The organism is Pseudomonas sp. Irchel 3F3, from assembly GCF_900187545.1.
GTDB lineage: Bacteria > Pseudomonadota > Gammaproteobacteria > Pseudomonadales > Pseudomonadaceae > Aquipseudomonas > Aquipseudomonas fortuita.
Genome location: NZ_FYDS01000004.1, coordinates 411,206 through 436,513 on the forward strand (window position 1 = coordinate 411,206; position 25,308 = coordinate 436,513).

At 62.4% G+C, this 25,308-nt stretch carries 24 protein-coding genes and 1 tRNA gene; 17 read left to right on the forward strand and 8 right to left on the reverse strand.

Going from position 1 to position 25,308, the window contains the following annotated elements:
• The first annotated feature begins 92 nt into the window (after window positions 1-92).
• The 4 genes from CKW35_RS10585 to CKW35_RS10600 are packed head-to-tail and all read left to right on the forward strand — an operon-like array spanning window position 93 to window position 4,078.
• On the forward strand, window positions 93-1,061 hold the full coding sequence (locus CKW35_RS10585) for a DUF523 and DUF1722 domain-containing protein (protein ID WP_016484875.1): 969 nt from the start codon (window positions 93-95) through the stop codon (window positions 1,059-1,061).
• The gene (locus CKW35_RS10590; RefSeq protein WP_095115856.1) at window positions 1,051-1,950 is read left to right on the forward strand and encodes a MerR family transcriptional regulator; all 900 of its coding nucleotides are present in this window, start codon (window positions 1,051-1,053) and stop codon (window positions 1,948-1,950) included. Before CKW35_RS10585 ends, CKW35_RS10590 begins: the two co-directional genes overlap by 11 nt.
• A complete protein-coding gene (gene phrB, locus CKW35_RS10595; RefSeq protein ID WP_095115858.1) occupies window positions 1,941-3,368 on the forward strand; it encodes a deoxyribodipyrimidine photo-lyase in 1,428 nt (475 codons plus the stop codon). Before CKW35_RS10590 ends, phrB begins: the two co-directional genes overlap by 10 nt.
• Window positions 3,369-3,379: 11 nt before the next feature.
• Complete coding sequence (locus tag CKW35_RS10600; protein ID WP_023047683.1) at window positions 3,380-4,078, forward strand: SDR family oxidoreductase; 699 nt, start codon at window positions 3,380-3,382, stop codon at window positions 4,076-4,078.
• 108 nt (window positions 4,079-4,186) lie between these two features.
• Here the strand turns inward: CKW35_RS10600 and CKW35_RS10605 are convergent, their stop codons facing one another.
• The 6 genes from CKW35_RS10605 to hemA all read right to left on the reverse strand — a co-directional run bounded on the left by CKW35_RS10605 (window position 4,187) and on the right by hemA (window position 9,535).
• Window positions 4,187-4,705, reverse strand: a complete 519-nt coding sequence (locus tag CKW35_RS10605) for an acyloxyacyl hydrolase (RefSeq protein ID WP_024717663.1) — start codon at window positions 4,703-4,705, stop codon at window positions 4,187-4,189.
• 104 nt (window positions 4,706-4,809) lie between these two features.
• Entirely contained in the window at window positions 4,810-5,607 is a 798-nt protein-coding gene (gene murI / locus CKW35_RS10610; protein ID WP_016484870.1) for a glutamate racemase, read from the reverse strand.
• Window positions 5,600-6,355, reverse strand: a complete 756-nt coding sequence (locus CKW35_RS10615; protein WP_016484869.1) for a molybdopterin-synthase adenylyltransferase MoeB — start codon at window positions 6,353-6,355, stop codon at window positions 5,600-5,602. Before CKW35_RS10615 ends, murI begins: the two co-directional genes overlap by 8 nt.
• Entirely contained in the window at window positions 6,349-7,179 is an 831-nt protein-coding gene (gene prmC, locus CKW35_RS10620; protein WP_016484868.1) for a peptide chain release factor N(5)-glutamine methyltransferase, read from the reverse strand. The genes CKW35_RS10615 and prmC overlap by 7 nt, the downstream gene beginning before the upstream one ends.
• Entirely contained in the window at window positions 7,179-8,261 is a 1,083-nt protein-coding gene (gene prfA, locus CKW35_RS10625; RefSeq protein ID WP_016484867.1) for a peptide chain release factor 1, read from the reverse strand. The genes prmC and prfA overlap by 1 nt, the downstream gene beginning before the upstream one ends.
• Entirely contained in the window at window positions 8,258-9,535 is a 1,278-nt protein-coding gene (hemA, locus tag CKW35_RS10630) for a glutamyl-tRNA reductase (RefSeq protein WP_016484866.1), read from the reverse strand. The genes prfA and hemA overlap by 4 nt, the downstream gene beginning before the upstream one ends.
• Window positions 9,536-10,435: 900 nt before the next feature.
• On the opposite strand from hemA, the gene CKW35_RS10635 reads away from it, so the two are divergent.
• The 9 genes from CKW35_RS10635 to CKW35_RS10675 all read left to right on the forward strand — a co-directional run bounded on the left by CKW35_RS10635 (window position 10,436) and on the right by CKW35_RS10675 (window position 18,407).
• Window positions 10,436-12,157: a tetratricopeptide repeat protein gene (locus tag CKW35_RS10635; protein ID WP_016484864.1), complete on the forward strand. Its 1,722-nt coding sequence runs from the start codon at window positions 10,436-10,438 to the stop codon at window positions 12,155-12,157.
• Between the two features lie 4 nt (window positions 12,158-12,161).
• Window positions 12,162-12,779, forward strand: a complete 618-nt coding sequence (gene lolB, locus CKW35_RS10640; protein ID WP_016484863.1) for a lipoprotein insertase outer membrane protein LolB — start codon at window positions 12,162-12,164, stop codon at window positions 12,777-12,779.
• Between the two features lie 4 nt (window positions 12,780-12,783).
• On the forward strand, window positions 12,784-13,644 hold the full coding sequence (ispE, locus tag CKW35_RS10645; RefSeq protein ID WP_016484862.1) for a 4-(cytidine 5'-diphospho)-2-C-methyl-D-erythritol kinase: 861 nt from the start codon (window positions 12,784-12,786) through the stop codon (window positions 13,642-13,644).
• Between the two features lie 20 nt (window positions 13,645-13,664).
• A tRNA-Gln gene (locus tag CKW35_RS10650) sits at window positions 13,665-13,739 on the forward strand.
• A gap of 48 nt (window positions 13,740-13,787) precedes the next feature.
• Window positions 13,788-14,729 carry a ribose-phosphate pyrophosphokinase gene (locus CKW35_RS10655; protein ID WP_003247410.1) on the forward strand — a complete coding sequence of 314 codons (942 nt, stop codon included), beginning with the start codon at window positions 13,788-13,790 and terminating at the stop codon, window positions 14,727-14,729.
• Window positions 14,730-14,847: 118 nt separating this feature from the next.
• Window positions 14,848-15,441 carry a 50S ribosomal protein L25/general stress protein Ctc gene (locus tag CKW35_RS10660; RefSeq protein WP_016484861.1) on the forward strand — a complete coding sequence of 198 codons (594 nt, stop codon included), beginning with the start codon at window positions 14,848-14,850 and terminating at the stop codon, window positions 15,439-15,441.
• A 79-nt stretch (window positions 15,442-15,520) separates the two neighbouring features.
• A complete protein-coding gene (gene pth / locus CKW35_RS10665) occupies window positions 15,521-16,105 on the forward strand; it encodes an aminoacyl-tRNA hydrolase (protein WP_009686183.1) in 585 nt (194 codons plus the stop codon).
• Window positions 16,106-16,128: 23 nt separating this feature from the next.
• Complete coding sequence (ychF, locus tag CKW35_RS10670; protein WP_095115861.1) at window positions 16,129-17,229, forward strand: redox-regulated ATPase YchF; 1,101 nt, start codon at window positions 16,129-16,131, stop codon at window positions 17,227-17,229.
• 173 nt (window positions 17,230-17,402) lie between these two features.
• A complete protein-coding gene (locus CKW35_RS10675; RefSeq protein ID WP_023048693.1) occupies window positions 17,403-18,407 on the forward strand; it encodes a SulP family inorganic anion transporter in 1,005 nt (334 codons plus the stop codon).
• A gap of 144 nt (window positions 18,408-18,551) precedes the next feature.
• Here CKW35_RS10675 and ppk2 read toward each other — a convergent pair whose 3' ends face one another.
• Window positions 18,552-19,370 carry a polyphosphate kinase 2 gene (gene ppk2 / locus CKW35_RS10680; RefSeq protein ID WP_023048692.1) on the reverse strand — a complete coding sequence of 273 codons (819 nt, stop codon included), beginning with the start codon at window positions 19,368-19,370 and terminating at the stop codon, window positions 18,552-18,554.
• A 105-nt stretch (window positions 19,371-19,475) separates the two neighbouring features.
• Window positions 19,476-20,096, reverse strand: coding sequence for an isochorismate family cysteine hydrolase YcaC (ycaC, locus tag CKW35_RS10685; RefSeq protein WP_016484856.1), 621 nt, complete (start codon window positions 20,094-20,096; stop codon window positions 19,476-19,478).
• A 268-nt stretch (window positions 20,097-20,364) separates the two neighbouring features.
• Between ycaC and CKW35_RS10690 the strand changes: the two genes are divergently transcribed.
• The 4 genes from CKW35_RS10690 (at window position 20,365) to CKW35_RS10705 (ending at window position 25,226) form a co-directional block, all read left to right on the forward strand.
• Entirely contained in the window at window positions 20,365-20,754 is a 390-nt protein-coding gene (locus CKW35_RS10690; RefSeq protein WP_095115863.1) for a nuclear transport factor 2 family protein, read from the forward strand.
• A gap of 93 nt (window positions 20,755-20,847) precedes the next feature.
• Window positions 20,848-22,347 carry a cytosine permease gene (locus CKW35_RS10695; RefSeq protein ID WP_016484854.1) on the forward strand — a complete coding sequence of 500 codons (1,500 nt, stop codon included), beginning with the start codon at window positions 20,848-20,850 and terminating at the stop codon, window positions 22,345-22,347.
• Between the two features lie 13 nt (window positions 22,348-22,360).
• Window positions 22,361-23,791 carry an aldehyde dehydrogenase family protein gene (locus CKW35_RS10700; RefSeq protein WP_095115865.1) on the forward strand — a complete coding sequence of 477 codons (1,431 nt, stop codon included), beginning with the start codon at window positions 22,361-22,363 and terminating at the stop codon, window positions 23,789-23,791.
• A 217-nt stretch (window positions 23,792-24,008) separates the two neighbouring features.
• Window positions 24,009-25,226: a DUF3422 domain-containing protein gene (locus CKW35_RS10705; protein ID WP_095115867.1), complete on the forward strand. Its 1,218-nt coding sequence runs from the start codon at window positions 24,009-24,011 to the stop codon at window positions 25,224-25,226.
• The last annotated feature ends 82 nt before the right edge of the window (window positions 25,227-25,308 follow it).

Consider the following 25,308-nt stretch of genomic DNA (forward strand, 5'->3'; position numbering starts at 1 on the left):
CATACACAAATTCTAGTTTGCATAACTTCCGGGCTGTGCTGGAATAAACCTGTACAAGATTTTAGACTCGTACAGGTTTACGGGAGACAGCCATGCACGACACTTCAGCCCACAGCAAGCCGCGTATCGCCATCAGCGCCTGCCTGACCGGGCACAGCGTGCGTTACAACGGCGGCCATAAGGCCTCAGACCTGTGCCGTACGCAACTGGACGCCCATTTCGACTGGCTGCCGGTGTGCCCGGAAGTTGCCATCGGCCTGGGCATACCGCGCGACCCGATCCGCCTCGTCGGCAATCCCGAACGACCGGAAGTGGTCGGTACCCGTAACCCAGGCATGGACCTGACCGGCCCGCTACGCAACTATGGCGAGCAGATGGCCGCCGAGCTCGACAGCATCTGCGGCTATATTTTCATGCAGAAATCGCCCTCTTGCGGCCTGGAGCGGGTCAAGGTGTATCAGGACAATGGCCACCCGGCCATCCAGGGGGGGCGCGGCGTGTATGCCCAAGCGTTCTGCGCAAGACGCCCGGACCTGCCTGTGGAAGAAGAAGGTCGCCTGCATGACCCGGTGCTGCGCGAGAACTTCATCAGCCGCGTGTACGCCTACGCCGACTGGCAGCGCCTGCTGGCCGAGGGCCTTAGCCGTGGAAGCCTGGTGCGCTTTCATTCGCGTTACAAATACCTGGTGATGGCCAACAACCCCCAGGCCTACCGCACCTTGGGCCGCCTGCTCGGCAGCATGAGCAAGGATGACGACCCACAAACCATCGGCCCACGCTACTTCAGCCAGCTGATGCAGGCCCTGAGACGCTGTGCCAGCCGCGGCACCCATTGCAATGTGCTGCAGCACATCAGCGGCTATTTCAAGGACAACCTCACGCAGCAAGACAAAGCCGAGCTGCAGACAATCATCAGCCAGTACCAGCAAGGCGTGGTGCCGCTGGTGGTACCGCTGACCCTGCTCAAGCACCATTTGCGCAAGCATCCAGACCCGTACCTGCTGCAACAGGCCTACCTGCAGCCGCACCCGGAAAGTCTGGGCTTGCGCAATGCAGTCTGAAACCTTGCTGCCCATCGGCGAACTTGCCCGTCGCACTGGCGTGAATCCGGTCACCCTGCGCGCCTGGGAGCGCCGGTATGGCCTGCTCAAGCCGCAGCGCACCGCCAAGGGGCATCGCCTGTATCCGCTGGATCAGGTGGAACGGGTCGAGGCAATCCTTGGCTGGCTGCAGCGTGGAGCATCGGTCGGCCAGGTACGCGAGCTGCTGGACAAACCCTCCGGCACACCGCCCAAAGGTGACTGGCAGGCCCGACAATTCCAGCTGGTCGAGGCCATTGCCAACCTGTCCCAGCGCGCCCTTGACCAGCAGCTCAACCAGGCCATGGCCCTGTACCCGGCCGTTACCCTGTGCGAACAACTGCTGCTGCCGCTGCTCGACCTCCTCGACCTGCGCTGGCGTAGTTACTTCAATGCGCAGCTGGAACAGGCGTTTTTCCACAGTTGGCTACGCAGCAAGCTAGGTGCCCGCGTCTACCATGACAACCAGCTGCTGCAGGGCCCTGCGGTGTTGCTGGTGGAAGACAGTGAACGTGTCTTCAGCCCCGGTTTATGGCTTTGCGCCTGGCTGTTCACCAGCAACGGGTTCCCGGTCGAGGTGCTGGAGCGCCCCGTTGCCGGCCCGCACCTTCAACGCGCCGTCAGCACGCTCAGCCCCCGCGCCGTACTTCTGCACCTGGGGCCCCGCATCGATGGCAAGGCACTGCAACGCACCCTGCACAACCTGCCCATGCCAATCCTGGCCGGCGGCCCGACGCTGTTGCTGCATGAAGCGCAGCTGCGTGCCCTCAAGTTGCCCAACCTCGCCCTGTTCGACACCCCGCAAGTGGCATTGAGCTTGCTTCAAGCCCATGACCGCCTGCCTGTAGAGATGAATGCCCCATGCACCTGACCTGGCTGCGCAGTGACCTGCGCATCGATGACAACACCGCGCTCAGCGCCGCCACCGAGCGCGGGCCCACCATCGCCCTGTGGCTGATCAGCCCCGGGCAATGGCAGGCCCATGATGACGCCGCCTGCAAAGTCGATTTCTGGCTGCGCAGCCTGCGCGACCTGCGCCAATCGCTGGAAGGCCTGAATATCCCCCTGCTGATCCGCAAGATAGACACCTGGGAGCAGGCACCACAAGCCGTGCTGGAGGTATGCCGCCAACATCAGGTGGCAAGCGTTCACTGGAACGAAGAGTACGGCATCAACGAGCAGCGCCGCGATGATGCCACCCGCGCCCTGCTAGAAAAGTCGGGCATTCAGGCACACAGCCACCTCGACCAGCTGTTGTTCCGCCCGGGCACCATCCTCACCCGCAGTGGCGATTATTTTCAGGTTTTCAGCCAGTTCAAGAAAACCTGCCTGGAGCACCTGCATCGCAGCCTGCCCGCGTTGGCCCACCGGGTTAAGCGGCAGGCACCGCTGCACATCCCTGCCGACCCTGTTCCGCAACACGTGGACGGTTTTGAAACACCCGCCCGCGCTCTGCGTGAACACTGGCCAGCGGGTGAAGCGCAGGCGCAGGGGCGGCTGTCCCGCTTTCTCGACGAAGCCATTGATGACTACCAGCAACTGCGTGACCTGCCTGCCAAACCTGGTACCAGCCAGCTTTCGACTTACCTGGCCGCCGGCGTGATATCGCCTCGCCAGTGCCTGCACGGTGCACTGGCCAGCAACCGGGGCGAATTCGACAGTGGCAGTACGGGCGTGCAGACCTGGATCAACGAGCTGCTCTGGCGCGAGTTCTACAAGCACATCCTGTGCGGTTACCCTCAGGTCTCGCGACACCGTGCCTTCCGCGCCCAGACCGAAGCCCTGCCCTGGCGTGATGCACCGGCCGACCTTGAAGCCTGGGAACAGGGCCGTACGGGTTTCCCGATCATCGACGCCGCCATGCGCCAGTTGCTCCACACCGGATGGATGCATAATCGGCTGCGCATGATCGTGGCCATGTTCCTCAGCAAGAACCTGCTGATCGACTGGCGCAAGGGCGAGCGGCACTTCATGCGCCACTTGATAGACGGTGACCTGGCGGCCAACAATGGCGGCTGGCAGTGGAGCGCGTCCACCGGAACGGACGCAGTGCCCTACTTCCGTATCTTCAACCCGATTTCACAGTCTCAGCGTTTCGACCCTCAGGGGCATTTCATTCGGCACTGGCTGCCGGACCTACGTGACATAGATGAGAAAAATATCCATGAACCGATGAAATCCAGGGATCTATTTGCTACTAATTTGTATCACAGTCCTATGGTCGATCTCAGCAGCAGTCGCCAGCGTGCAATAGAAGCTTTCAAGGGCCTTCCCCGCCGGCAGGATTAGAGGACAACGTCTTGACTAACTCACGCAGTTTTTGGGTTACGGGCGCCAGCAATGGGCTAGGTCTGGCTTTGGTGGAACGCTTGCTCGAACAGGGCCACCGCGTTGCCGCCAGTACGAAGGAAAGCGATGAACTGGAAAGATTGGCAGCACAACATGGTCGGCGTTTCTTGCGCCTGCCCTGGCAGTTGCATGCCGAGCCAAATGCAGCGGATGCCTGCCAGCAGATAGGCCATGCCTGGTGCTCGCTGGATGGTCTGATCATCAATGCCGGTACCAGCGATTATCTGCCAGACGACGTAGCGGACAGCGACCTGTTCGAGGCGATCGTCACAAGCAACCAGCTGGCGGCTGAGCAGTGCCTTGGCCATGCCTTGCCCCTGCTGGCCAAGGGGGATTCACCGCAGGTGTTGGCAGTGTTCAACCGCTATTCGGCATTGCAATTGTATGCCCCGACGCAGGTAACTGCAGGCTGGAACAACCTGCCGCAGTGGATGCGTGAGCAGCGCCAGGCCTTGAAAGCTCAAGGGGTAGGCCTGACCATAGTAGGGCCACAGTCGCTCAAGGTAGCGGTGACGTCGGCGCAGGCGATACCGGAGCAATGGACGCCACAGAGCGTTGCTGAAGCGTTGTTGCGTCGGTGGCCGCAAGCTGAACCGGAACTGGTTCTGGAGGCGCTGGAACTCAGCAGCCTATGGCCGTTGACGCGCTAAGCCCCTGAAATCGGCGTTAGCCCCGCCCCCACAGAACGCACACCCTTTGAGGATCGTGCATTCCCTGTGGGAGCGGGTTCACCCGCGAAAAGGCCTGTGCAGGTGAACTCAGAGCGCCATGCGGTAGTGCAAGCTATAGCTCTCCACACCATCGTTAGGCTCTTTGATGCCCGCATTGGAATAATGGATCGCCCGCACCCCGATCTCATGCCCCCCTGCAAAGCGCAAACCAAAGCCGATGCGGTCCTCGAACTGGAATGCCGAGCCCAGCTCGTTGCTTTCCAGCTCGGTGCTGGAGAACGCGGCTACACCGATCCCCGCTTCGATGTAGGGCTTCACCGACTCCCCGGCAAATTCGTAAACGAACACTGGCGCGAACGACAAGCTATGGTTGCTCGCCGTCTCGTCGCCGTCCCAATACGTATAGGCCCCATCCCAATATCCGGTCAGCCGACCAACACTGGTCTGCCACCAGCTTGCGTCCCAGTTCGATTGCAGCCCTAGCCGGTAGACCATGGTCGAGTCACCGGTCTGCCCCACCGAAACCGAAATGTCGGCAGCCTGTGCCGACATTGCTTGACCCAAAGTAAAGGCGGCAGCCGCCGCCAAGCCGAGCAGTTTCCTCATGAGAAACATCCTTCTTCCTGATGCTGTTATTAGTGTCCGCCTCAATCAGGCAAGCGGTAGAAAGCAGAAGTGGAACGATAGTTCAGCTGTTTTTCACGTTTTTTTCACAACGCAAAGCTTTGCACATCGTCGGACTTATGCCACAGCACAGGCAGGATTTTTCGGAGGAATTCTGGGTCAGCGCTGGTCCAGAAGCGGGTGTCGCCGGCCGGGCCTTCGGCTAACAGGTCATTGGCACCCAGCAGCCTTTGCAGTTGACGCGCCACAGCGGCGCCGGTGTCGATGATCGCCACGTCCGCTGGCACCAGGTCGGCCAGTAACGGGCGCAAGAAGGGGTAATGCGTGCAACCGAGGATCAGCGTATCGCAGCCGGCGGCCAGCAACGGCTGCACATAGCCAAGCAGCATCTGGCGAAGCGCCGGGCTGGCCAGGTCACCGGTCTCGATCAGCTCGACCAGCCCAGGGCATGGCTGAGTAATCACCTGGACGTCATTGGCGAAGCGGTCCAGCAGCGCTGCAAACTTGGCACTTTGCAAGGTACCGGTAGTTGCCAGTACACCGACCACGCCCGAGCGGGTGGCGGCAGCAGCAGGCTTCACGGCCGGCTCCATGCCCACCAGCGGCCAAGTCGGGTACAGCTCGCGCAAGTCAGCCACCGCCGCCACCGTGGCGGTGTTACAGGCCAGGACCATGGCTTTGGCGCCTTGTGCCTGGAAGAACCCGGCAATATGCCGGCAGCGCTCGCGTATATAGTCCGGCGACTTCTCACCGTAAGGCACATGGCCGCAGTCGGCCACATACAGCAGCGTCTCGTTGGGCAGCAGGCGCTGGATTTCGGCGAGTACCGACAAACCGCCGACCCCCGAGTCCATCACGCCGACCGGCGCCGAACGCTCAGCCATCGCGCTTGCCGCAAACTGCGCAAGCCGGGTCGCGCTTGACGCGCAGCTCACGGATACGGGTGCCGAGAGCATCGATCAACAGCAGACGACCCACCAGCGGTTCGCCGAAGCCGGCCAGCAGCTTCATTGCCTCCAGCGCTTGCAGGCTGCCCACCAAACCCACCAGCGGGCCGATCACGCCAGCTTCGCTGCAGGTCAGTTCATCGTCACTGCCATGCCCGTACAGACAGTGGTAGCAGGGGCTGTAGTCGCGCCGAGGGTCAAACACCGACAACTGCCCTTCAAGGCGGATCGCCGCGCCGCTCACCAGTGGTTTGCCAGCAGCCATACAGGCCGCGTTGACCGCTTCACGAGTAGCGAAATTGTCGGAGCAGTCCAGCACCAAGTCGACTGCCGCCACAGCGGCAGCCAGCGAATCTTCGTCCAGGGCTTGGCGATGGGCAACCAGACCGATCTCCGGGTTTATTGCCTGCAAGCGCTGCAAGGCCGAATCGACCTTGCTCATGCCGACGCTGGCACTGTCGTGAATCACCTGGCGTTGCAGGTTGGTCAGGTCGACGGTGTCGAAGTCGGCCAGGTGCAGCTCACCCACCCCGGCGGCAGCCAGGTACAGTGCCACCGGGGAGCCCAGGCCGCCAAGGCCGACAATCAGTGCCTTGCTCTGCTTGAGCCGTAACTGGCCGTCGATGTCGATCTGGGCCAGCAATACCTGCCGGCTGTAACGCAGAAGTTCCTGATCACTCAGCATGGCAGGCGCCCCAGGGTAATGCGTTCATGGCCGCCCAGGTCCGTTCGGCTGGCGACCTCGATAAAGCCTTGCTCAGCCAGCAAAGCGCGTACCGCCGCTGCCTGGTCGTAGCCATGTTCCAACAGCAACCAGCCACCGGGCAACAGGTGCGCGGGGGCCTGGGCAACGATCACGCGCAGGTCGTCCAGGCCATCGGCACCGGCCACCAGTGCACTGCTGGGCTCGAAGCGCACGTCACCGGCCACCAGGTGTGGGTCTGCGGCGGCAATATAGGGGGGGTTGCTGACAATCAGGTCGAAACGCTCGCCGGCCAGGCTGTCGAACCAGTGGCTTACCCGCACCTGCGCGTTGCTCAGACCCAAACGTTGGCGGTTGCGCTCGGCCAGGGCAGCGGCTTCTTCCACCCGGTCAACTGCAGTCAGCTGCCAGGCCGGGCGATCGCTGGCCAGGGCCAGGGCAATCGCACCGGTACCGGTGCCCAGGTCAAGGACCTTGGCCGGCGAGGCGGGTTGCAGCTCAAGGGCAGTCTCGACCAACAGCTCGGTATCCGGCCGCGGGATCAGGGTATGCGGTGCCACTTCCAGGTCGATCGTCCAGAAGCCCTGCTGCCCGAGGATGTAAGCGACCGGCTCGCCGCCACGGCGGCGCTGAAGGTAACCGGCGTAAGTCTGGGCATCCTCGCTGCTGACGATTCGCTCGGGCCAGGTGTGCAGGTAGCTGCGCGACTTGCCGATGGCAGCAGCCAGCAGCAATTCGGCATCCAGCCGCTCGGTGGGCGACTCGGGCAACTGCGCGTTGCGCAGCAAGCTGGCGATGATGGTCATCAGTCCCCCAGGGCAGCCAGTTGATCGGCCTGGTATTCGGCCAGCAGCGGTTCGATCACTGCGTCCACGCCACCGCTGAGGATGTCGTCCAGCGAGTACAAGGTCAGGTTAATACGGTGATCGGTTACCCGACCCTGTGGATAATTGTAGGTGCGGATGCGCTCGGAACGGTCACCGGACCCCACCAGCAGTTTGCGCTCGCTGGCAATGGCATTCTGTGCTGCGCTGGTCTGCATGTCGTTGAGCTTGGCCGACAGCCAGGACATGGCACGGGCGCGGTTCTTGTGCTGCGAACGCTCTTCCTGGCACTCGACCACGATACCGGTGGGCAAGTGGGTAATACGGATCGCCGAGTCGGTCTTGTTCACGTGCTGACCACCCGCGCCCGATGCACGGTAGGTGTCCACGCGCAGATCGGCCGGGTTGATTTCGATGGCTGCTTGTTCGTCCGGCTCGGGCAGCACCGCCACGGTGCAGGCGGAGGTGTGCACGCGGCCTTGGGATTCGGTTTCCGGCACGCGCTGAACACGGTGTGCGCCAGACTCGAACTTGAGCTTGCCGTACACGTGCTCACCCTCGACACGGGCGATGATTTCCTTGTAGCCGCCGTGCTCGCCTTCGTTCTCGGACAAGATCTCCAGGCGCCAGCCGCGTTTTTCGGCGTAGCGCGAATACATGCGGAACAGGTCGCCAGAGAAGATGGCCGCCTCGTCGCCACCCGTACCGGCGCGAATTTCGAGGAACACGTTGCGGCCGTCGTTGGGGTCTTTGGGCAGCAGCATGCGTTGCAGCTTCGCCTCCAGCGTCAGCAGCTGTTCCTTGGCTTCACGCACTTCTTCCACGGCCATTTCACGCAGGTCCGGGTCGCTGTCCTTGAGCAATGCCTGGGCGCCCTCAAGGTCACCCTGGACTTTGCACCACTCTTTATAAGCAGCGTAGACCGGCTCGACCTCGGCATATTCACGGGAATACGCGCGAAAGCGCGTCTGGTCGGAAATGACCTCAGCATCACCGAGCAGTGCGGTGAGCTCTTCGAAGCGGTCCTGGAGGATATCCAGTTTGTTCAGCAGCGACGCTTTCATTGCGGGGATTTGTCCGTGGAGCCCTCGTTGAGGGCAAAGAGTTCCTGGGCCATGGCCAGCGCATCAAGGCGGCCCTCGGCCGAGAGCTTTTTCAACTGCACGCTGGGCGCATGCAGGAGTTTGTTGGTCAGCCCCCGGGCCAGTTGGGCCAGTACGTCCTCGGGGTTGCCGCCGTTGGCCAGCAGGCGCTGGGCCTTTTGCAATTCGTCGTCACGCAGGCGCTCGCTCTGCTGGCGGTAGGCCTTGAGCACGTCCACCGCCGCCAGTTCACGCAGGCGCAGCATGAAATCCTCGGCGCCCACCGAGACCAGTTCTTCAGCCGCCTGGGCTGCGCCCTGGCGGCTCTTGAGGTTTTCCGCCACCACGTCATGCAGGTCATCGACAGTGTACAGGTACACGTCGTCCAGCTCGCCGACTTCAGGTTCGATGTCGCGCGGCACGGCAATGTCGACCATGAAGATCGGCTTGTGCCGGCGCTGTTTCAGCGCACTCTCGACCGCGCCCTTGCCCAGGATGGGCAACTGGCTGGCGGTGGAACTGATGACGATGTCGCTGTTGGCCAGTTCCTGGGGGATGTCGGCCAGCAGTACGGCGTGTGCGCCAAACTGCTCGGCCAGGGTACTGGCCCGCTCCAGGGTACGGTTGGCCACGACGATACGCCGCACGCCTTGCTCATGCAGGTGGCGGGCGACCAGGGTGATGGTTTCGCCGGCACCGATCAACAAGGCCTGGCTGCGGCCCAGGTCGCTGAAAATCTGTTTGGCCAGGCTGACTGCGGCAAACGCCACCGATACCGGGTTTTCACCAATGGCGGTGTCGGTGCGCACCTGCTTGGCGGCGCTGAAGGTGGCCTGGAACAGGCGCCCGAGCAACGGGCCGACGGTGCCGGCCTCCCGCGCCACGGCGTAGGCTGACTTCATCTGGCCGAGGATCTGCGGCTCGCCGAGCACCAGCGAGTCCAGGCCCGAAGCCACGCGCATCATATGCTTGACGGCATCATGCTCTTCATGCACGTAGGCACTGGCGCGCAACTCGTCCAGGCTGAGGCGGTGATAGTCGGCCAGCCATTGCAGCACGGCGTCGGCAGACAAGTGGTCCTGCTCTATATAGAGCTCGCTGCGGTTGCAGGTCGACAGGATCGCCGCTTCGCGGCTGGAAGTCAGCCGGCAGAGCTGCTGCAGGGCGTCTACCAGCTGCTCTGGGGTAAACGCCACGCGCTCGCGTACGTCTACCGAGGCAGTCTTATGGTTGATACCAAGTGCAAGAAAGGCCATGCAAGGTCGCTGGTTGTGACGGGAAGCCGATAATTGTCCTCTTTCACAGGTATTAGAACAACCACCGTTCGCTATTGCGCTGATAGCGCTGCGGCTATCGCCGCTCGCGGGCAAGGATGAGCGTTGATTTCAGCTATCACTCCCGCTTTTGATCTGCTTTTGATCTGGCTTTTGATCTGCTTTTGATTTTCGCGACTTCAGGAGGCCGAACGCAGGCCTTGCGAAGGGAGGTGACGGGCATGGATGCCCGTCAAGCGCTGGGCCCCAGGATGGGGCCTGCAGCGCGGTCCTCCCGGGAGCAAGGCCGGAGTGAGGGAACCCCGGAGCGAAGCGCAGGGGCCGGATGATGGGAGCGCAGCGTTTTTTGGTTACTTTTTGTCGCGTTTGACAAAAAGTGACTCGCCGTAAGGGCGAAAAGGTGAGTCAGCGTCGCCATCGCAAATGGACTGTTCGCTGAACCAAAACAGCCAGATCCGCTTTTCGCTTCTTGCGATGTGGGCCTTAGCACAGTGTAGACATTCGTTCGCGCAGGTGGCGCCAAGTCACCTTTCCGCCCTTCCGGCGGGTTACTTTGGTCTTGGCCAAAGTAACCAAAGCCGTCCGCTCCCATCATCCGGCCCCTGCGCTTCGCTCCGGGGTCCCCTCGCTCCGGGCTTGCTCCCGGGAGGACCGCGCTGCAGGCCCCATCCTGGGGCCCAGCGCTCGGCCTCCTGAAGTCGCAATCTGCGTCGCTTGAACTATCGCGCGCTTAGAAGCAGAAGCAGAAGCAGAAACAAGAGCGTGAGCGCGCGCTGCGCGGTCTGCATGTGCTGAGCGTAGCTTCATACCTTCGCAGGTGGGTTTGCCCCCGCGCTTGTGTCATCATGCTCCGACCGCCGGTGAGTCCTCCTAAAGCCTTCTATGAACAAACCATACGCATTGCTGCTTGCCTTCGCCCTGCTCCAGGGCTGCCAGAACCTGGCCCCGCAAAAGGCCGAGCCTCCCATCGCCGAAGCCGGCAAGGGCGAGGCGGAAAAGCCCGTGGTGTATGGCTCGTTCAAGCAGGACACGCTGTACAGCCTGCTGGTCGCGGAACTGGCTGGCCAGCGCAACCGCTTCGATATCGCCTTGGCCAACTACACCGACCAGGCAGCAAAAACCCAGGACCCCGGGGTTTCCGAGCGTGCCTACCGCATTGCCGAATACCTCGGCGCCGACGAGCCGGCGCTGGATAACGCGCTGGTCTGGGCCCGCAATGACCCGCAGAACCTCGACGCCCAGCGCGCCGCCGCCATCCAGCTAGCCCGCGCCGGCCGTTATGACGACGCCATGGCCTACATGGAAAAAGTGCTGCAGGGCCAAGGCGACACTCACTTCGACTTCCTCGCCTTGTCAGCTGCCGAAACCGACCAGAGCACCCGCGACGGCTTGCTGCAAAGCTTCGAGCGCCTGCTGGTGAAATACCCCGACAACGGCCAGCTGATATTCGGCAAGGCACTGCTGCTGAACCAGGACGGCAAGGCTGAAGAGGCGCTGGAGCTGCTCGAATCGCACCCGACGCAAAACGGCGAAATTGCCCCGATCCTGCTGCGCGCCCGCCTGCTTCAGGCCCTGGACCGTGGCCCCGAGGCCCTGCCGCTGCTGCGCGGCGCGATCCGCGACAACCCGGATGACAAGCGCCTGCGCCTGACCTATGCCCGCACCCTGGTCGAACAGGACCGCATCGGCGATGCCAAGGGCGAGTTCCTCAGCCTGGTCCAGCAATACCCCGACGATGACGAGCTGCGTTACTCACTGGCCCTGGTGTGCCTGGAAAACAAAGACTGGGATGAAGCCGAAGGCTACCTGCAGGAGCTGGTCGAGCGCGACAGCAACGTCGACGCCGCACACCTGAACCTGGGCCGCATCCGCGAAGAACGCCACGACCCCGCTGGCGCCCTGCGCGAGTACGCCCTGGTCGGCCCTGGCCCCGATTACCTGCCGGCGCAGCTGCGCCAGGCCGACATCCTGATTGCCAACGGCCGCGGCACCGAGGCTTCACGCCTGCTCGCCGAGGCCCGCGAAGCCCAGCCGGACTACGCCATCCAGCTGTTCCTGATCGAATCGGAAAGTTACAGCAACAACAACAAGGACGCCCAGGCCAGCCAGGTGCTGCAGCAAGCCATCCAGCGCTACCCGGACGACCTCAACCTGCTGTACACGCGCGCCATGCTGGCCGAAAAGCGCGACGACCTTGGCCAACTGGAAAAGGACCTGCGCGCCATCATCGCCCGCGAGCCGGAAAATGCCATGGCCTTGAACGCCCTGGGCTACACCCTGGCCGACCGTACCACCCGCTACACCGAAGCCAAGGCGCTGATTGACAAGGCCCACCAGCTGACCCCGGACGACCCGGCGGTACTCGACAGCCTGGGCTGGGTCAATTACCGTCTGGGCAACCTCGACGAGGCTGAAACCTACCTGCGCCAAGCCTTTGCCAACTTCCCCGACCACGAAGTGGCCGCCCACCTGGGCGAAGTGCTGTGGGCTAATGGCAAGCGCCGCGAAGCCCGCCAGGTATGGGCCAAGGGCTTCGAAGCCCAGGCCGACAGCCCCATCCTGCGCAAAACCCTTTTGCGCCTGACCGGATCCGAGACCCTTTAACGCCATGTTCCTGCGCCATTGCATCACCTTCACCCTGATCGCCCTGCTGGCTGGCTGTGCCGGCTTCGGTAGCCGCGAGGCCCTGCAAGGGCACGGCGACCCGCAGCAGTGGCGCGCCCATAAAGCGCAGTTGAGCAGCCTTGATGGCTGGCAGATCAACGGCAAAGTCGGCATCCGCGCGCCGCGCGATTCAGGTAGCGGCACGCTCTTCTGGCTGCAGCGCCAGGACTATTACGACATTCGCCTGGCTGGCCCACTCGGCCGTGGTGCCGCACGACTGACCGGCCGCCCCGGTGGCGTTGTGCTCGAAGTGGCCAACCAGGGCCGCTTCGAGGCCACCAGCCCGGAAGCCCTGCTGGAAGAGCAGCTCGGCTGGCAGCTGCCAGTATCGCACCTGGTGTGGTGGGTCCGCGGCCTGCCCGCCCCCGACAGCAAGAGCAAGCTGACTCTGGACGGCGACAGCCGCCTGGCCAGCCTTGACCAGGATGGCTGGCAGGTGCAGTACCTGAGCTACACCGAACAGAATGGCTATTGGTTGCCCGAGCGCCTGAAACTGCACGGCAAGAATCTGGACGTGACCCTGGTGGTCAAGGACTGGCAGCCACGCCAGCTGGGGCACTGATTTCATGCACACGCTGACCCTGCCCGCCCCGGCCAAGCTCAACCTGTGGCTGCATATCATCGGCCGTCGCGCGGATGGTTATCACGAGCTGGAAACCGTATTCCAGTTTCTCGACCATGGCGACGAACTGAGTTTCGCCGTACGTGACGATGGCGTGATCCGCCTGCACACCGAGATCGAGGCAGTACCGCACGACAGCAACCTGATCGTGCGTGCTGCGCGCAAGCTGCAGGAACAGTCCGGCAGCCCATTGGGTGCCGATATCTGGCTGACCAAAGTGCTGCCCATGGGTGGCGGCATCGGCGGCGGCAGCTCGGACGCCGCAACCACCCTGCTGGCCCTCGCCCACCTGTGGCAACTGGACTGGGACGAAGACCGCCTGGCCGCACTGGGCCTGAGCCTGGGTGCCGACGTACCGGTATTCGTGCGCGGCCATGCGGCGTTCGCCCAGGGTGTGGGCGAACAGTTGACCCCGGTCGACCCTGAAGAGCCTTGGTATGTCGTGCTGGTGCCGCAAGTGTCTGTCAGCACAGTAGAAATTTTTTCACATCCGCAGTTGACACGTGATTCCCTCCCCCTTAATATGCGCCCCGTTCCCGAGGGAAACAGTCGAAATGACTGCCAACCGGTGGTAGAGCAGAGTTACCCAGAAGTTCGCAATGCGTTGAATTCACTGGGTAAATTCACTGAGGCTCGACTAACCGGCACTGGAAGTTGTGTGTTTGGGGCCTTCCCAAGCAAAGCCGAAGCTGATAAAGTTCTGGCCCTTCTTTCAGCGACCCAAACAGGGTTTGTGGCGAAAGGAAGCAATATTTCGATGTTGCATCGCAAGCTGCAAAGTCTGGTCAAGAAGTCGAGCGCATAAGCGTTCGCAGCAACAGATACAGGGGCGTCGCCAAGCGGTAAGGCAGCAGGTTTTGATCCTGCCATGCGTTGGTTCGAATCCAGCCGCCCCTGCCATTTTCCTTATACTCATCCAGGTATACCCTCAGCCTTCAGGTACTGCGCGTGTCCAAGATGATGGTCTTTACGGGGAACGCTAACCCCGATCTGGCTCGGCGTGTCGTACGTCAGCTGCATATCCCTCTCGGTGACGTCTCTGTCGGTAAGTTCTCCGACGGCGAAATCAGCACTGAGATCAATGAAAATGTTCGCGGTAAAGACGTTTTCATTATTCAGCCGACTTGTGCCCCGACCAACGATAACCTGATGGAACTGGTAGTGATGGCCGACGCCTTCCGCCGTTCCTCAGCATCCCGAATCACCGCCGTGATTCCTTACTTCGGATATGCCCGCCAGGACCGCCGTCCGCGTTCGGCACGTGTAGCCATCAGCGCCAAAGTTGTCGCTGACATGCTCACTGTCGTGGGTATCGACCGTGTTCTCACCGTCGACCTGCACGCTGACCAGATCCAAGGCTTCTTCGATATCCCCGTCGACAACATCTACGGCTCGCCCGTACTGGTAGACGATATCGAAGACCAGCGTTTCGAGAACCTGATGATCGTCTCCCCGGACATTGGTGGTGTCGTGCGTGCACGTGCAGTCGCCAAGTCCCTGGGTGTCGACCTGGGTATCATCGACAAACGCCGCGAAAAGGCTAACCACTCCGAGGTTATGCACATCATCGGCGACGTCGAAGGGCGCACCTGCATCCTGGTAGACGACATGGTCGACACCGCCGGCACCCTGTGCCACGCGGCCAAAGCCCTGAAAGAACACGGCGCTGCCAAGGTTTACGCCTACTGCACGCACCCTGTCCTGTCGGGCCGCGCGATCGAGAACATCGAGAAGTCGGTACTGGACGAGCTGGTGGTGACCAACACCGTTCCGCTGTCCGCCGCTGCTCAAGCCTGTGACCGTATCCGCCAGCTGGATATCGCACCGGTTGTCGCTGAAGCGGTACGCCGCATCAGCAATGAAGAATCGATCAGCGCGATGTTCCGCTAAGCGGAACGCGTGTTGATGTGAAGCGCCCCGCCCCAACATGTGTTGGGGCGGGGCTTTTTTGCCATCCCCGTTGGCGCTGGTCGCAAACGCTCTCGGGGGGCTATTTTGGAGAAACAAAATGACTGATTTTATCCTGAACGCCCAAGCGCGTACTGACCTGGGGAAAGGTGCGAGCCGCCGCCTGCGTCATGCGCTGAGCATCCCTGCCGTTGTCTACGGTGGTGATAAAGAAGCTCAATCCCTGACCATCCTGGCCAAGGAAATCACCAAGCTGTTCGAAGACGAAGCTGCCTTCAGCCACGTGATCGAGCTGAACGTTGACGGCGTCAAGCAAAACGTCATCGTCAAGGCCATGCAGCGTCACCCGGCCAAGCAGTTCATCATGCACGCTGACTTCATCCGCGTCGTTGCTGGCCAGAAGCTGACCGCTGTTGTTCCAGTGCACTTCATCAACGAAGAAGCACCGGTCAAGAAAGGCGGCGAGATCTCGCACGTTGAATCGCAGATCGAAGTTTCCTGCGAAGCCAAAGACCTGCCTGAGTTCATCGAAGTTGACCTGGCCAACGCTGAAATCGGCACCATCATCCACCTGTCGGACCTGAAAGCTCCGAAAGGCGTAGAGTTCGTAGCTCTGGCCCACGGTGATGACAAAGCTGTTGCCAACGTTCACGCTCCACGCGTTGCTCCAGAAGCAGAAGGCGCTGCCGAGTAATCCACTCGCACGCCGGCGTTGATCGGGTTACAGTGCCGCGCGCACTGTGACCCACCAACTCCAAGGAAGAGCCCCTGACGTGACCGCCATCCAGTTGATCGTTGGCCTGGGTAACCCCGGCCCCGAATACGAACAGACCCGGCATAACGCAGGGGCTCTTTTCGTTGAACGCATTGCCAGCGCCCAGCGTGTATCGCTGACTGCTGACAAAAAATATTTCGGCCTGACGGCTAAGTTCAGCCATCAGGGCAACGACGTTCGTTTGTTGATCCCCACCACCTACATGAACCGCAGCGGCCAGGCCGTGGCGGCCTTGGCCAATTTCTTCCGCATCAAGCCGGAAGCAATCCTGGTGGCGCACGACGAACTCGACCTGCCTCCGGGCGTTGCCAAGCTCAAGCGCGGCGGCGGCCATGGTGGGCATAACGGCCTGCGCGACATCATCGCGCAGCTCGGCAACCAGAACGACTTCCACCGCCTGCGGCTTGGCATTGGCCACCCGGGTGACGCCAAACTGGTATCCAACTTCGTCCTGGGCCGCGCGCCGCGCGCCGAGCAGGAGAAGCTCGACGCCAGCATCGATTTTGCCCTCGGCGTGCTGCCGGACGTGCTTGCCGGCGACTTTGCCAAGGCGATGCGCGAGCTGCACAGCCAGAAGGCCTGATTCCTTTAGAGAGGGGAATACCCATGGGTTTCAATTGCGGCATCGTCGGCCTGCCCAACGTCGGCAAGTCCACCCTGTTCAACGCCCTGACCAAGTCTGGCATCGCGGCGGAGAACTTCCCTTTCTGCACCATCGAGCCAAACAGCGGCATCGTGCCGATGCCTGATGCTCGTCTGGCTGCGCTGGCTGAAATCGTCAAGCCAAACCGCATCCTGCCGACCACCATGGAATTCGTCGATATCGCCGGCCTGGTTGCCGGTGCCTCGAAAGGCGAAGGCCTGGGCAACAAGTTCCTCGCCAACATCCGCGAGACCGACGCCATTGCCCACGTGGTGCGCTGCTTCGAAGACGAAAACGTGATCCACGTTTCCAACAGCGTCGACCCCAAGCGTGACATCGAGATCATCGACCTCGAACTGATCTTCGCCGACCTCGACAGCTGCGAAAAGCAACTGCAGAAAGTAGCCCGCAACGCCAAGGGCGGCGACAAGGAAGCCTTGGCGCAAAAGGCCATTCTGGAAAAGCTGATCCCGCACTTCACCGAAGGCAAGCCTGCACGCAGCCTGATGAAGAACATGGCTGACGACGAAAAAGCCGTCATCCGTGGCTTCCACCTGCTGACCAGCAAGCCGGTGATGTACATCGCCAACGTCGCCGAAGACGGCTTCGACAACAACCCGCACCTGGACGTGGTCAAGGCCATTGCCGAGGAAGAGGGCGCGGTCGTTGTACCGGTGTGCAACAAGATCGAAGCAGAAATCGCCGAGCTGGACGACGGCGAAGAGAAGGACATGTTCCTCGAGGCCCTGGGCCTGGAAGAGCCTGGCCTGAACCGCGTGATCCGCGCCGGTTACGAGCTGCTGAACCTGCAGACCTACTTCACTGCCGGCGTGCAGGAAGTACGTGCCTGGACCGTACGCGTCGGCGCCACTGCACCACAGGCTGCTGGTGTTATCCACACCGACTTCGAAAAAGGTTTCATCCGCGCTGAGGTGGTGGCCTATGACGACTTCATCCAGTTCAAGGGTGAGAGCGGTGCGAAGGAAGCCGGCAAGTGGCGCCTGGAAGGCAAGGATTACATCGTCAAGGATGGCGACGTGATGCACTTCCGCTTCAACGTCTGATTCAGCAGACGTTCACAGCGTCTCTAGAGACGACCCAGCCCTGAAACAGGCGAAATGTCTGTTCAGGACGGGTCACTCAACACGAAGAAGCCGCGCACCTGCGCGGCTTCTTCGTTTCTAGGGGCATAGCATCTAAGCTGAAACTCAGCACCCTCCTCCCCTGAGCCCGCACCATGCCCGAACCAACGCGCTTCGACTGGCAACGCTGGCTACCCGGCCTGGTGACCCTGCTCCACTATCAACGCGCCTGGTTAGCCAAGGACATCGCCGCCGGCCTGGTGCTGACCACCATGCTGGTACCGGTGGGCATTGCCTACGCCGAAGCGTCCGGCGTACCCGGAATCTACGGCCTGTACGCCACCATCATCCCGTTGCTGGTCTACGCCCTGTTCGGCCCCAGCCGAATCCTGGTGCTGGGCCCGGATTCGGCGCTGGCCGCGCCGATCCTGGCGGTGGTGGTGCAGCACGCCGCCAGCGACCCACAGCGGGCAATCGCCATCGCCAGCATGATGGCGCTGATCGCCGGGGCGTTCTGCGTGATTGCCGGGCTGCTGCGCCTGGGCTTCATCACCGAGTTGCTGTCCAAGCCGATCCGCTATGGCTACATGAACCGCATGCAACAGTGGGAGTTCTGGCTGTCGTTCACCTGCTTCGTCGGTGTGGCGGTGTTTGGGGCCATTCCCGGTATCTGCATTGCGGTGGCAATCGCGGTGATCGAGTTTCTGTGGGACGGCTGGCGGCCGCACCATGCAGTGCTGGGCCGGGTGGATGGCACTCGGGGCTACCACGATGTGCAGCGTTATCCACAGGCTCGACGTATTCCGGGGCTGGTGCTGCTGCGTTGGGATGCGCCGCTGTTCTTTGCCAATGCCGAGCAGTTCCAAAGTACCGTGATGGCGGCCGTGGACGAGTCGCCGACGCCGGTGCAGCGGCTGATAATAGCGGCGGAACCAGTGACCAGTATCGACATCACCTCGGCAGACATGCTGGCCGAACTGGACCGGGCACTGGAGGCTCGAGGGGTGGAATTGCAGTTTGCCGAGATGAAGGACCCGGTGAAGGACAAGATGCGGCGGTTCGAGTTGTTTCAGCATATGGGGGAGACGGCCTTTCACCCCACAGTGGGTGCCGCTGTGGATGCTTATCTGGAAGAAAGTGGGGTTGATTGGCAGCCTTAGGTTCCTTGTACTGGCTGCTTCGCGGATTCCCCCCCTCCGAAAAACTCACGCCGACTCCGAAGGCGGTCCCACCACCGTCGCCTGCAGCAGGCTGCCGTCCTGTGGCATGAGCGCTAACCCTCGCAGCGCCCCACAGGGAGGGGTTCAAAAGCGTTCTTCGACGACCTTGAACGGGTAGGCCACGGCCTTGTACTTGCCGACCTTGCCGCGTTTGGGCAGCTTCACCACCCGGTCACGGGTGATGTCCTTGTACGGAATACGGCTGAGCAAATGGCTGATGATGTTCAGGCGGGCACGACGTTTGTCGTCCGAGTGCGCCATGAACCACGGCGCCCAGGCTGTATCCGAGGCCTGGAACATGTCGTCCCGTGCCTGGGTGTAGTCATCCCAACGGGTATACGATTTGAGGTCCATGGGCGAAAGCTTCCACAGCTTGCGACCATCGTTGATGCGATCCTCCAGGCGGCGGGTCTGCTCCTCGGCGCTGACCTCGAGCCAGTACTTGATGAGGATGATGCCCGACTCGACCATGACCTTTTCGAACACGGGCACCCCGGCGAGAAACTTGTCGACAAGGTTGCCGGAGCAAAAGCCCATGACCCGCTCAACCCCCGCACGGTTGTACCAGCTGCGATCGAAGATCACCACCTCGCCCGCGGCGGGCAAATGTCCCACATAGCGCTGCAGGAACATCTGGGTTTTTTCCCGATCGGTCGGTGCCGGCAGCGCCACCACGCGAAACACCCGCGGGCTGACCCGCTCGGTAATGGCCTTGATGGTGCCGCCCTTGCCGGCGCCATCACGGCCTTCGAAGACAATGCATACCTTCAGCCCCTTGGCCACCACCCACTCCTGCAGCTTTACCAGCTCTACATGCAGATGCTTGAGCGCTTTTTCGTAGGCCTTGCCGCCCAGTTTTTCTGGCTGTTGCTGGGTGGATTTCTTCCTGGACGGCTTCGACATGACACTCTCCTGAGGGCGAATGAAGAGTCAGTATGGTCGATTCATACCGGTTTGCCGCTTCGCTTGCAGGTTGAGGGGGGGCTGCGGTGCAGCCCCGAGGAGGCGCTACTTGGCCAGCTTGTTGTAACTGGTCATCAGGTTGCGGTAGTCCGGTATATGGTTGGAGAACAGGGTACCCAAGCCCTCGACGTCGTTGCGCCAGTCGCGGTGCAGCTCGCAAGCCACGCCGAACCAGGTCATCAGCTGCGCCCCGGCAGCCTCCATGCGCCGCCACGCCGAGTCACGGGTCAGTTCGTTGAAGGTGCCAGAGGCGTCGGTGACGACGAACACCTCAAAGCCCTCCTCCAGCGCCGACAGGGCCGGGAAGGCCACGCACACTTCAGTGACCACACCGGCAATCAGCAGCTGCTTCTTGCCGGTGGCTTTTACGGCTTTGACAAAGTCTTCGTTGTCCCAGGCATTGATGTTGCCGGGGCGCGCAATGTAGGGGGCGTCGGGGAACTGCTCTTTCAGTTCCGGCACCAGCGGGCCATTGGGGCCGGTCTCGAAGCTGGTGGTAAGGATGGTCGGCAGCTTGAAGTACTTGGCCAGGTCGGCCAGGGCCAGTACGTTGTTCTTGAAGCGGTCGGGGTCGATGTCCCTTACCAGCGAGAGCAGGCCGGCCTGGTGGTCGACCAGCAGTACGGCGGCGTTGTTCTTGTCCAGACGCTTGTATTGGAAGGTCACGGTGAACTCCTTGCTTCAGCGGGTTGGGAGTATCAGCGTAGGCAAGGATGAACGGTGGGACAGACCGTCAGTCGGTTCGCCTGTTGTTGCCTGTACTGGCCTCATCGCCGGCAAGCCAGCTCCCACAGAGTGGCGCCCGGGCAGAACCTGCGCCCCGCCATCACTTCACAAATTCCTGAACTGATTATTTGCCTTCAGCGATTTTTCCCCTCGCCAACCGCCACCAGAATCGCTTCACCATAATCACAAAAACCGTGAGGCCACTCCCGTGGACCAGACACTTCAGGTGCGCCAAGCCGCCGCCGACCTCGTTGCCGCGTTCGCCAGCAACGACACCGCCCGCTATTTCGCCTGTTTCAGGGAAGACGCGACGTTCCTTTTCCACACCTTGCCGCAACCGCTGCTGTCGCGCCGTGCCTACGAAGACCTCTGGGCCCAGTGGCAGGCCGAAGGGTTTGCAGTGCTCGCCTGCGAATCGGCCAATGCCCACGTGAGCCTGCACGGCGATGTGGCGATCTTCATGCACGATGTGGCCACGCATATCCGCATCGCCGGTGAAGAACACCGCATGAGCGAGCGCGAGACTATCGTCTTCCGCCGCCAGGGTGACCAGTGGCTGGCCTGCCACGAGCACCTGTCGGTCGTCTCGCCGGCCTGATCACTTTTTTACGCGGCCCTGCCGCCCTGCCATCGCACCCACAAGAAGGCCCGCGCACTGCGCCGGCTACAACAACCGCGCTGGAGCATCACCATGAGCCACTCGACCGGTATCGAGACCAACGGCGTCGAACAGATCCCTGATGATCAACGCGACGCCTCCCCGCTGGACCTCTTCCGCCTGATCTTCGGCGGCGCCAATACCTTCGCCACCGCAGTGCTGGGCAGCTTCCCCGTGCTGTTCGGCCTGTCGTTCCAGGCGGGCGTTTGGGCCATTCTGCTCGGCGTTGGCGTGGGCGCCCTGATTCTTGCGCCGATGGGTTTGTTCGGCGCACTCAACGGTACCAACAACGCCGTGTCGTCGGGCGCGCACTTTGGTGTGCACGGGCGTATCGTCGGCTCGTTCCTGTCGCTGCTCACGGCCGTGGCGTTCTTCTCGCTGTCGGTGTGGAGCTCGGGCGACGCCCTGGTCGGCGGTGCCAAGCGCCTGGCCGGCCTGCCGGAAACCGACCTCACCCTGGGCCTGGCCTACGGCCTGTTCGCGGTGCTGGTGCTGGTGGTGTGCATCTTTGGCTTCCGCTTCATGCTGTGGGTGAACAAGATTGCCGTGTGGGCTTCAAGCCTGCTGTTCCTGCTGGGCATCGTGGCCTTTGCCGGGCCGTTCGATGCCGGCTACGCAGGCAGCGTCAACCTTGGCCAGGCAGGCTTCTGGGCGGCGTTCGTCGGTGCGGCGATCCTGGCCATGAGCAACCCCGTGTCGTTCGGCGCTTTCCTGGGCGACTGGTCGCGCTATATCCCGCGTGAAACACCCAAGGCGCGCATCATGCTGGCGGTGATAGCAGCCCAGGGCGCAACGCTGATTCCTTTCCTGTTCGGCCTTTGCACCGCCACCTTGGTAGCGACCCAGGCACCGGACTACATCGCCGCCAATAATTATGTGGGTGGCCTGTTGGCAGTGGCGCCAAGCTGGTTCTTCCTGCCGGTGTGCCTGATTGCGGTGATCGGCGGCATGTCCACCGGCACCACTGCGCTGTATGGCACCGGCCTGGACATGTCCAGCGTGTTCCCGCGCCTGCTCAGCCGCGCCGGCGCCACGCTGCTGATCGGTGTGCTGGCAATCGGCTTCATCTTTGTCGGCCGTTTCACTTTCAACCTGGTGCAAAGCGTGTCGACCTTCGCGGTACTCATCATCACCTGCACAAGCCCATGGATGGTGATCATGATCCTCGGCCTGATCACTCGCCGCGGCTTCTACCACGCCGATGACCTGCAGGTATTCACCCGCGGCCAGCGTGGTGGCCACTACTGGTTCCAGCATGGCTGGAACTGGCGCGGCATGGGGGCGTGGCTCCCCAGCGCGGCGGTCGGCCTGTGCTTCGTCAACCTGCCCGGGCAGTTCGTCGGCCCGCTGGGCGACCTGGCCGGCGGCATCGACCTGAGCCTGCCGGTCACCCTGGGGCTGGCTGGCGTGCTGTACCTGCTGCTGCTCAACCTGTTCCCTGAACCTGCGGGCGTGTATGGCCCCCAGGGCCCGCGCTGGGTGCGGTGCAAAAGCACCGCGCACACGCCTGTGACCACTGCCGAAATGGCCTGACTGGAAACCGACCATGACCAACTCCCACTACATCGCCGGCCGCTGGGTCGAAGGCCAAGGCAACGACTGCATCAGCGTCAATGACCCTGCGCTGGGGCAACCGTTCGCCGAGTTCATGGCTGCCAGCGTGGCCCAGGTCGACCAGGCCGTAGCCGCTGCCCGCAGCGCCCTGCCCGCCTGGAAAAGCACCAGCGCCAGCGAACGTGCAGCTTTCCTGCGCGGCTTTGCCGAGCAGCTCGGGCAGCGCCGTGAAGCGCTGATCGCCTTGCAGATGCGCAACAACGGCAAGCCCCGTCACGAGGCGGAAATCGACCTGGATGACGCCATCGCCACCTTCGGCTACTACGCCGAGCTCGCAGAGCAGTTGCCTGCGAAGCATCGCGACGTCCCGCTGGCCGCCCCAGGCTTCACTGCGCGCACCCGCCTGGAGCCGGTGGGTGTGGTCGGCCTGATCGTACCGTGGAACTTCCCGCTGGTGACCAGCGCCTGGAAGCTCGCGCCGGCCTTGGCTGCCGGGTGCACCGTGGTGCTCAAGCCATCGGAGGTCACCCCGCTGATCGAGCAGGCCTACGGCCAGATTGCCGACGCTCTGGGCCTGCCGGCGGGGGTGCTGAACATCGTCAACGGCAAGGCCGAGACCGGCGCCGCGCTGAGCAATCACAATGGCCTGGACAAACTGTCGTTCACCGGCAGCAACAGCGTCGGCAGCCAGGTGATGCGCAGTGCGTCGGCACAGTGCCGGCCGGTGACGCTGGAGCTGGGCGGCAAGTCGGCGATCGTGGTGTTTGACGATTGCGATGTCGACCAGGCGGTAGAGTGGATTGTCGCCGGCATCAGCTGGAACGCCGGACAGATGTGTTCAGCCACGTCACGGCTGCTGGTGCAGAACGGTATTGCCGATACGCTACTGCCACGCTTGCAGGCGGCACTGGAAAACCTGCGGGTTGGCAACCCGTTGACCGAAGAGGTCGACATGGGCCCGCTGACCAGCCAGGCGCAGTGGCTGAAAGTGGCCGGTTACTTTGCCACGGCCCGGGAAGAAGGCTTGCAGTGCCTGGCCGGTGGCAAGGCGCTTGACCGTGACGGCTGGTTCGTCAGCCCGACGCTGTATACCGACGTGCCGAAACACAGCCGCCTGTGGACCGAGGAAATCTTTGGCCCGGTGCTGTGCGCACGGCGGTTTGCCAGTGAGGAACAGGCGATTGCCGAGGCCAACGACAGCCGCTTCGGGCTGGTCGCAACAGTGTGCTCTGCCGACCTGGCGCGTGCCGAGCGCGTGGCCGATGCCCTGGAGGTTGGCCACGTGTGGATCAACTCGGTGCAGGCGGTGTTCGTCGAAACCTCGTGGGGCGGTACCAAGGGTAGCGGCATCGGCCGTGAGCTGGGGCCTTGGGGGTTGTCGGCCTACCAATCGGTCAAGCATGTGACGCGTTGCCTCGGCTGATATCGCAAGGGGCCGCGTTGCCGCCCATTCGCGGGTAAACCCGCTCCCACAAGTACGGTGCTGTCCTTGAAAATTGCACTGAACCTGTGGGAGCGGGTTCACCCGCGAAGAGGCCGGTACAGGTAGAACAAAACTCCGCCCCGCGTGACTTTCTCCGCCCGCTGCAAAGTCCCACTTCCTGGTACCCCAACAATCACAACACCAGGCCGGACCACCCATGCACCCTCAACGCACCGCCTTGCACAACGAACTGCACGCCCGCCCGTCGCTGTACTTCGACGGCCCGGCGTATGTCTTCCACCTGGCCTTGCTCGGCGGTGATGCTGCCTGTGCAGCGCTGCTGCAACGCTGCTGCCCGGAGGCCCTGGACACCGCTGCCGCGCAAGGCATCACCTGCCTGGATGGCCACCCGTTCAAGTGGGAACGCCACACCGAGTTCTTCACCCTGACACTGGTGGTGCCGTGCGCTGCCACCGACACCGAATGGCGGCCCCTGCCTCCCGTGCTGGCCGAAGCCATCGCCCCGCAGGTGGCGCAGGTGATCAACGCCGTGCAGGTGCTGGTGCGTGACGAACAGGGGCTTGACCTGCCTCGCTATGGTTTCAAAGATCCGTGCGGCTCGTGCGTTGGCGGGGGCGATGCGGTGGTGTGGAGCGATTTCCGCCTGACCGAAGATGGTACCAACCGTTTCCTGTTCATCAACCGCCGCCTCAATGCCTACCGCCAGGGCCGCATGATCCGCCGTCTGCTGGAAATCGAGACGTACCGCATGATGGCCTCGCTGACCCTGGCCACGGCCAAGGCTCTGAGCCAAGAACTGGATACTTTCGACAAGACGTTGGTCAGCCTCTCGGAGCGCAGTGCCGGGGGGGACGGCCATGACTCCAAAGGGTTACTGGACGCCATTGCCCACTTGTCACGCCAGGTGGTCAGCCACACGGTAAAAACCCGCCACCGCTTCGGCGCCACCCAGGCCTATGCGCAACTGGTGTTCGAACGCCTGGGCGAGCTGCGGGAAAGCCATGTAGGCGACTGCCAGCGCCTGGGGGTGTTCATCGAGCGTCGGTTCAAGCCGACTGTGCGCTATTGCGCGGCGACCGAGCAGCGGCTGGAGCAATTGGCGAAAAACGTGGCGAACCTGGGCGACCTGTTGCAGGCGCGTGTTCAGGTAGAAATGGAAGAACAGAACGCCGAGATCCTGCGCAGCCTCAATGCCCGGGCCGATGCCCAGGTGAAGATCCAGCGGGCGGTAGAGGGGCTGTCGATCATTGCCATCACCTACTACCTGCTGAATTTGTTCAAGCTGCTGTATGGCGGGCTGAATGTGCTGGGGTTGGGGCTGACGGCGCGGGATGGATTGCTGGCCATGGCGCCTCCGGTGCTGCTGGTATTGTTGGTGATTCTGCTGAGGATCAAGCAGGCCAAGCAGCATTGAATTCGGGGGCGCTATGCGCCACTTTCGCGGCACAAGGCCGCTCCTACAAGGGATCGCGTGCCCTGATAGCGTTCGCATTCCC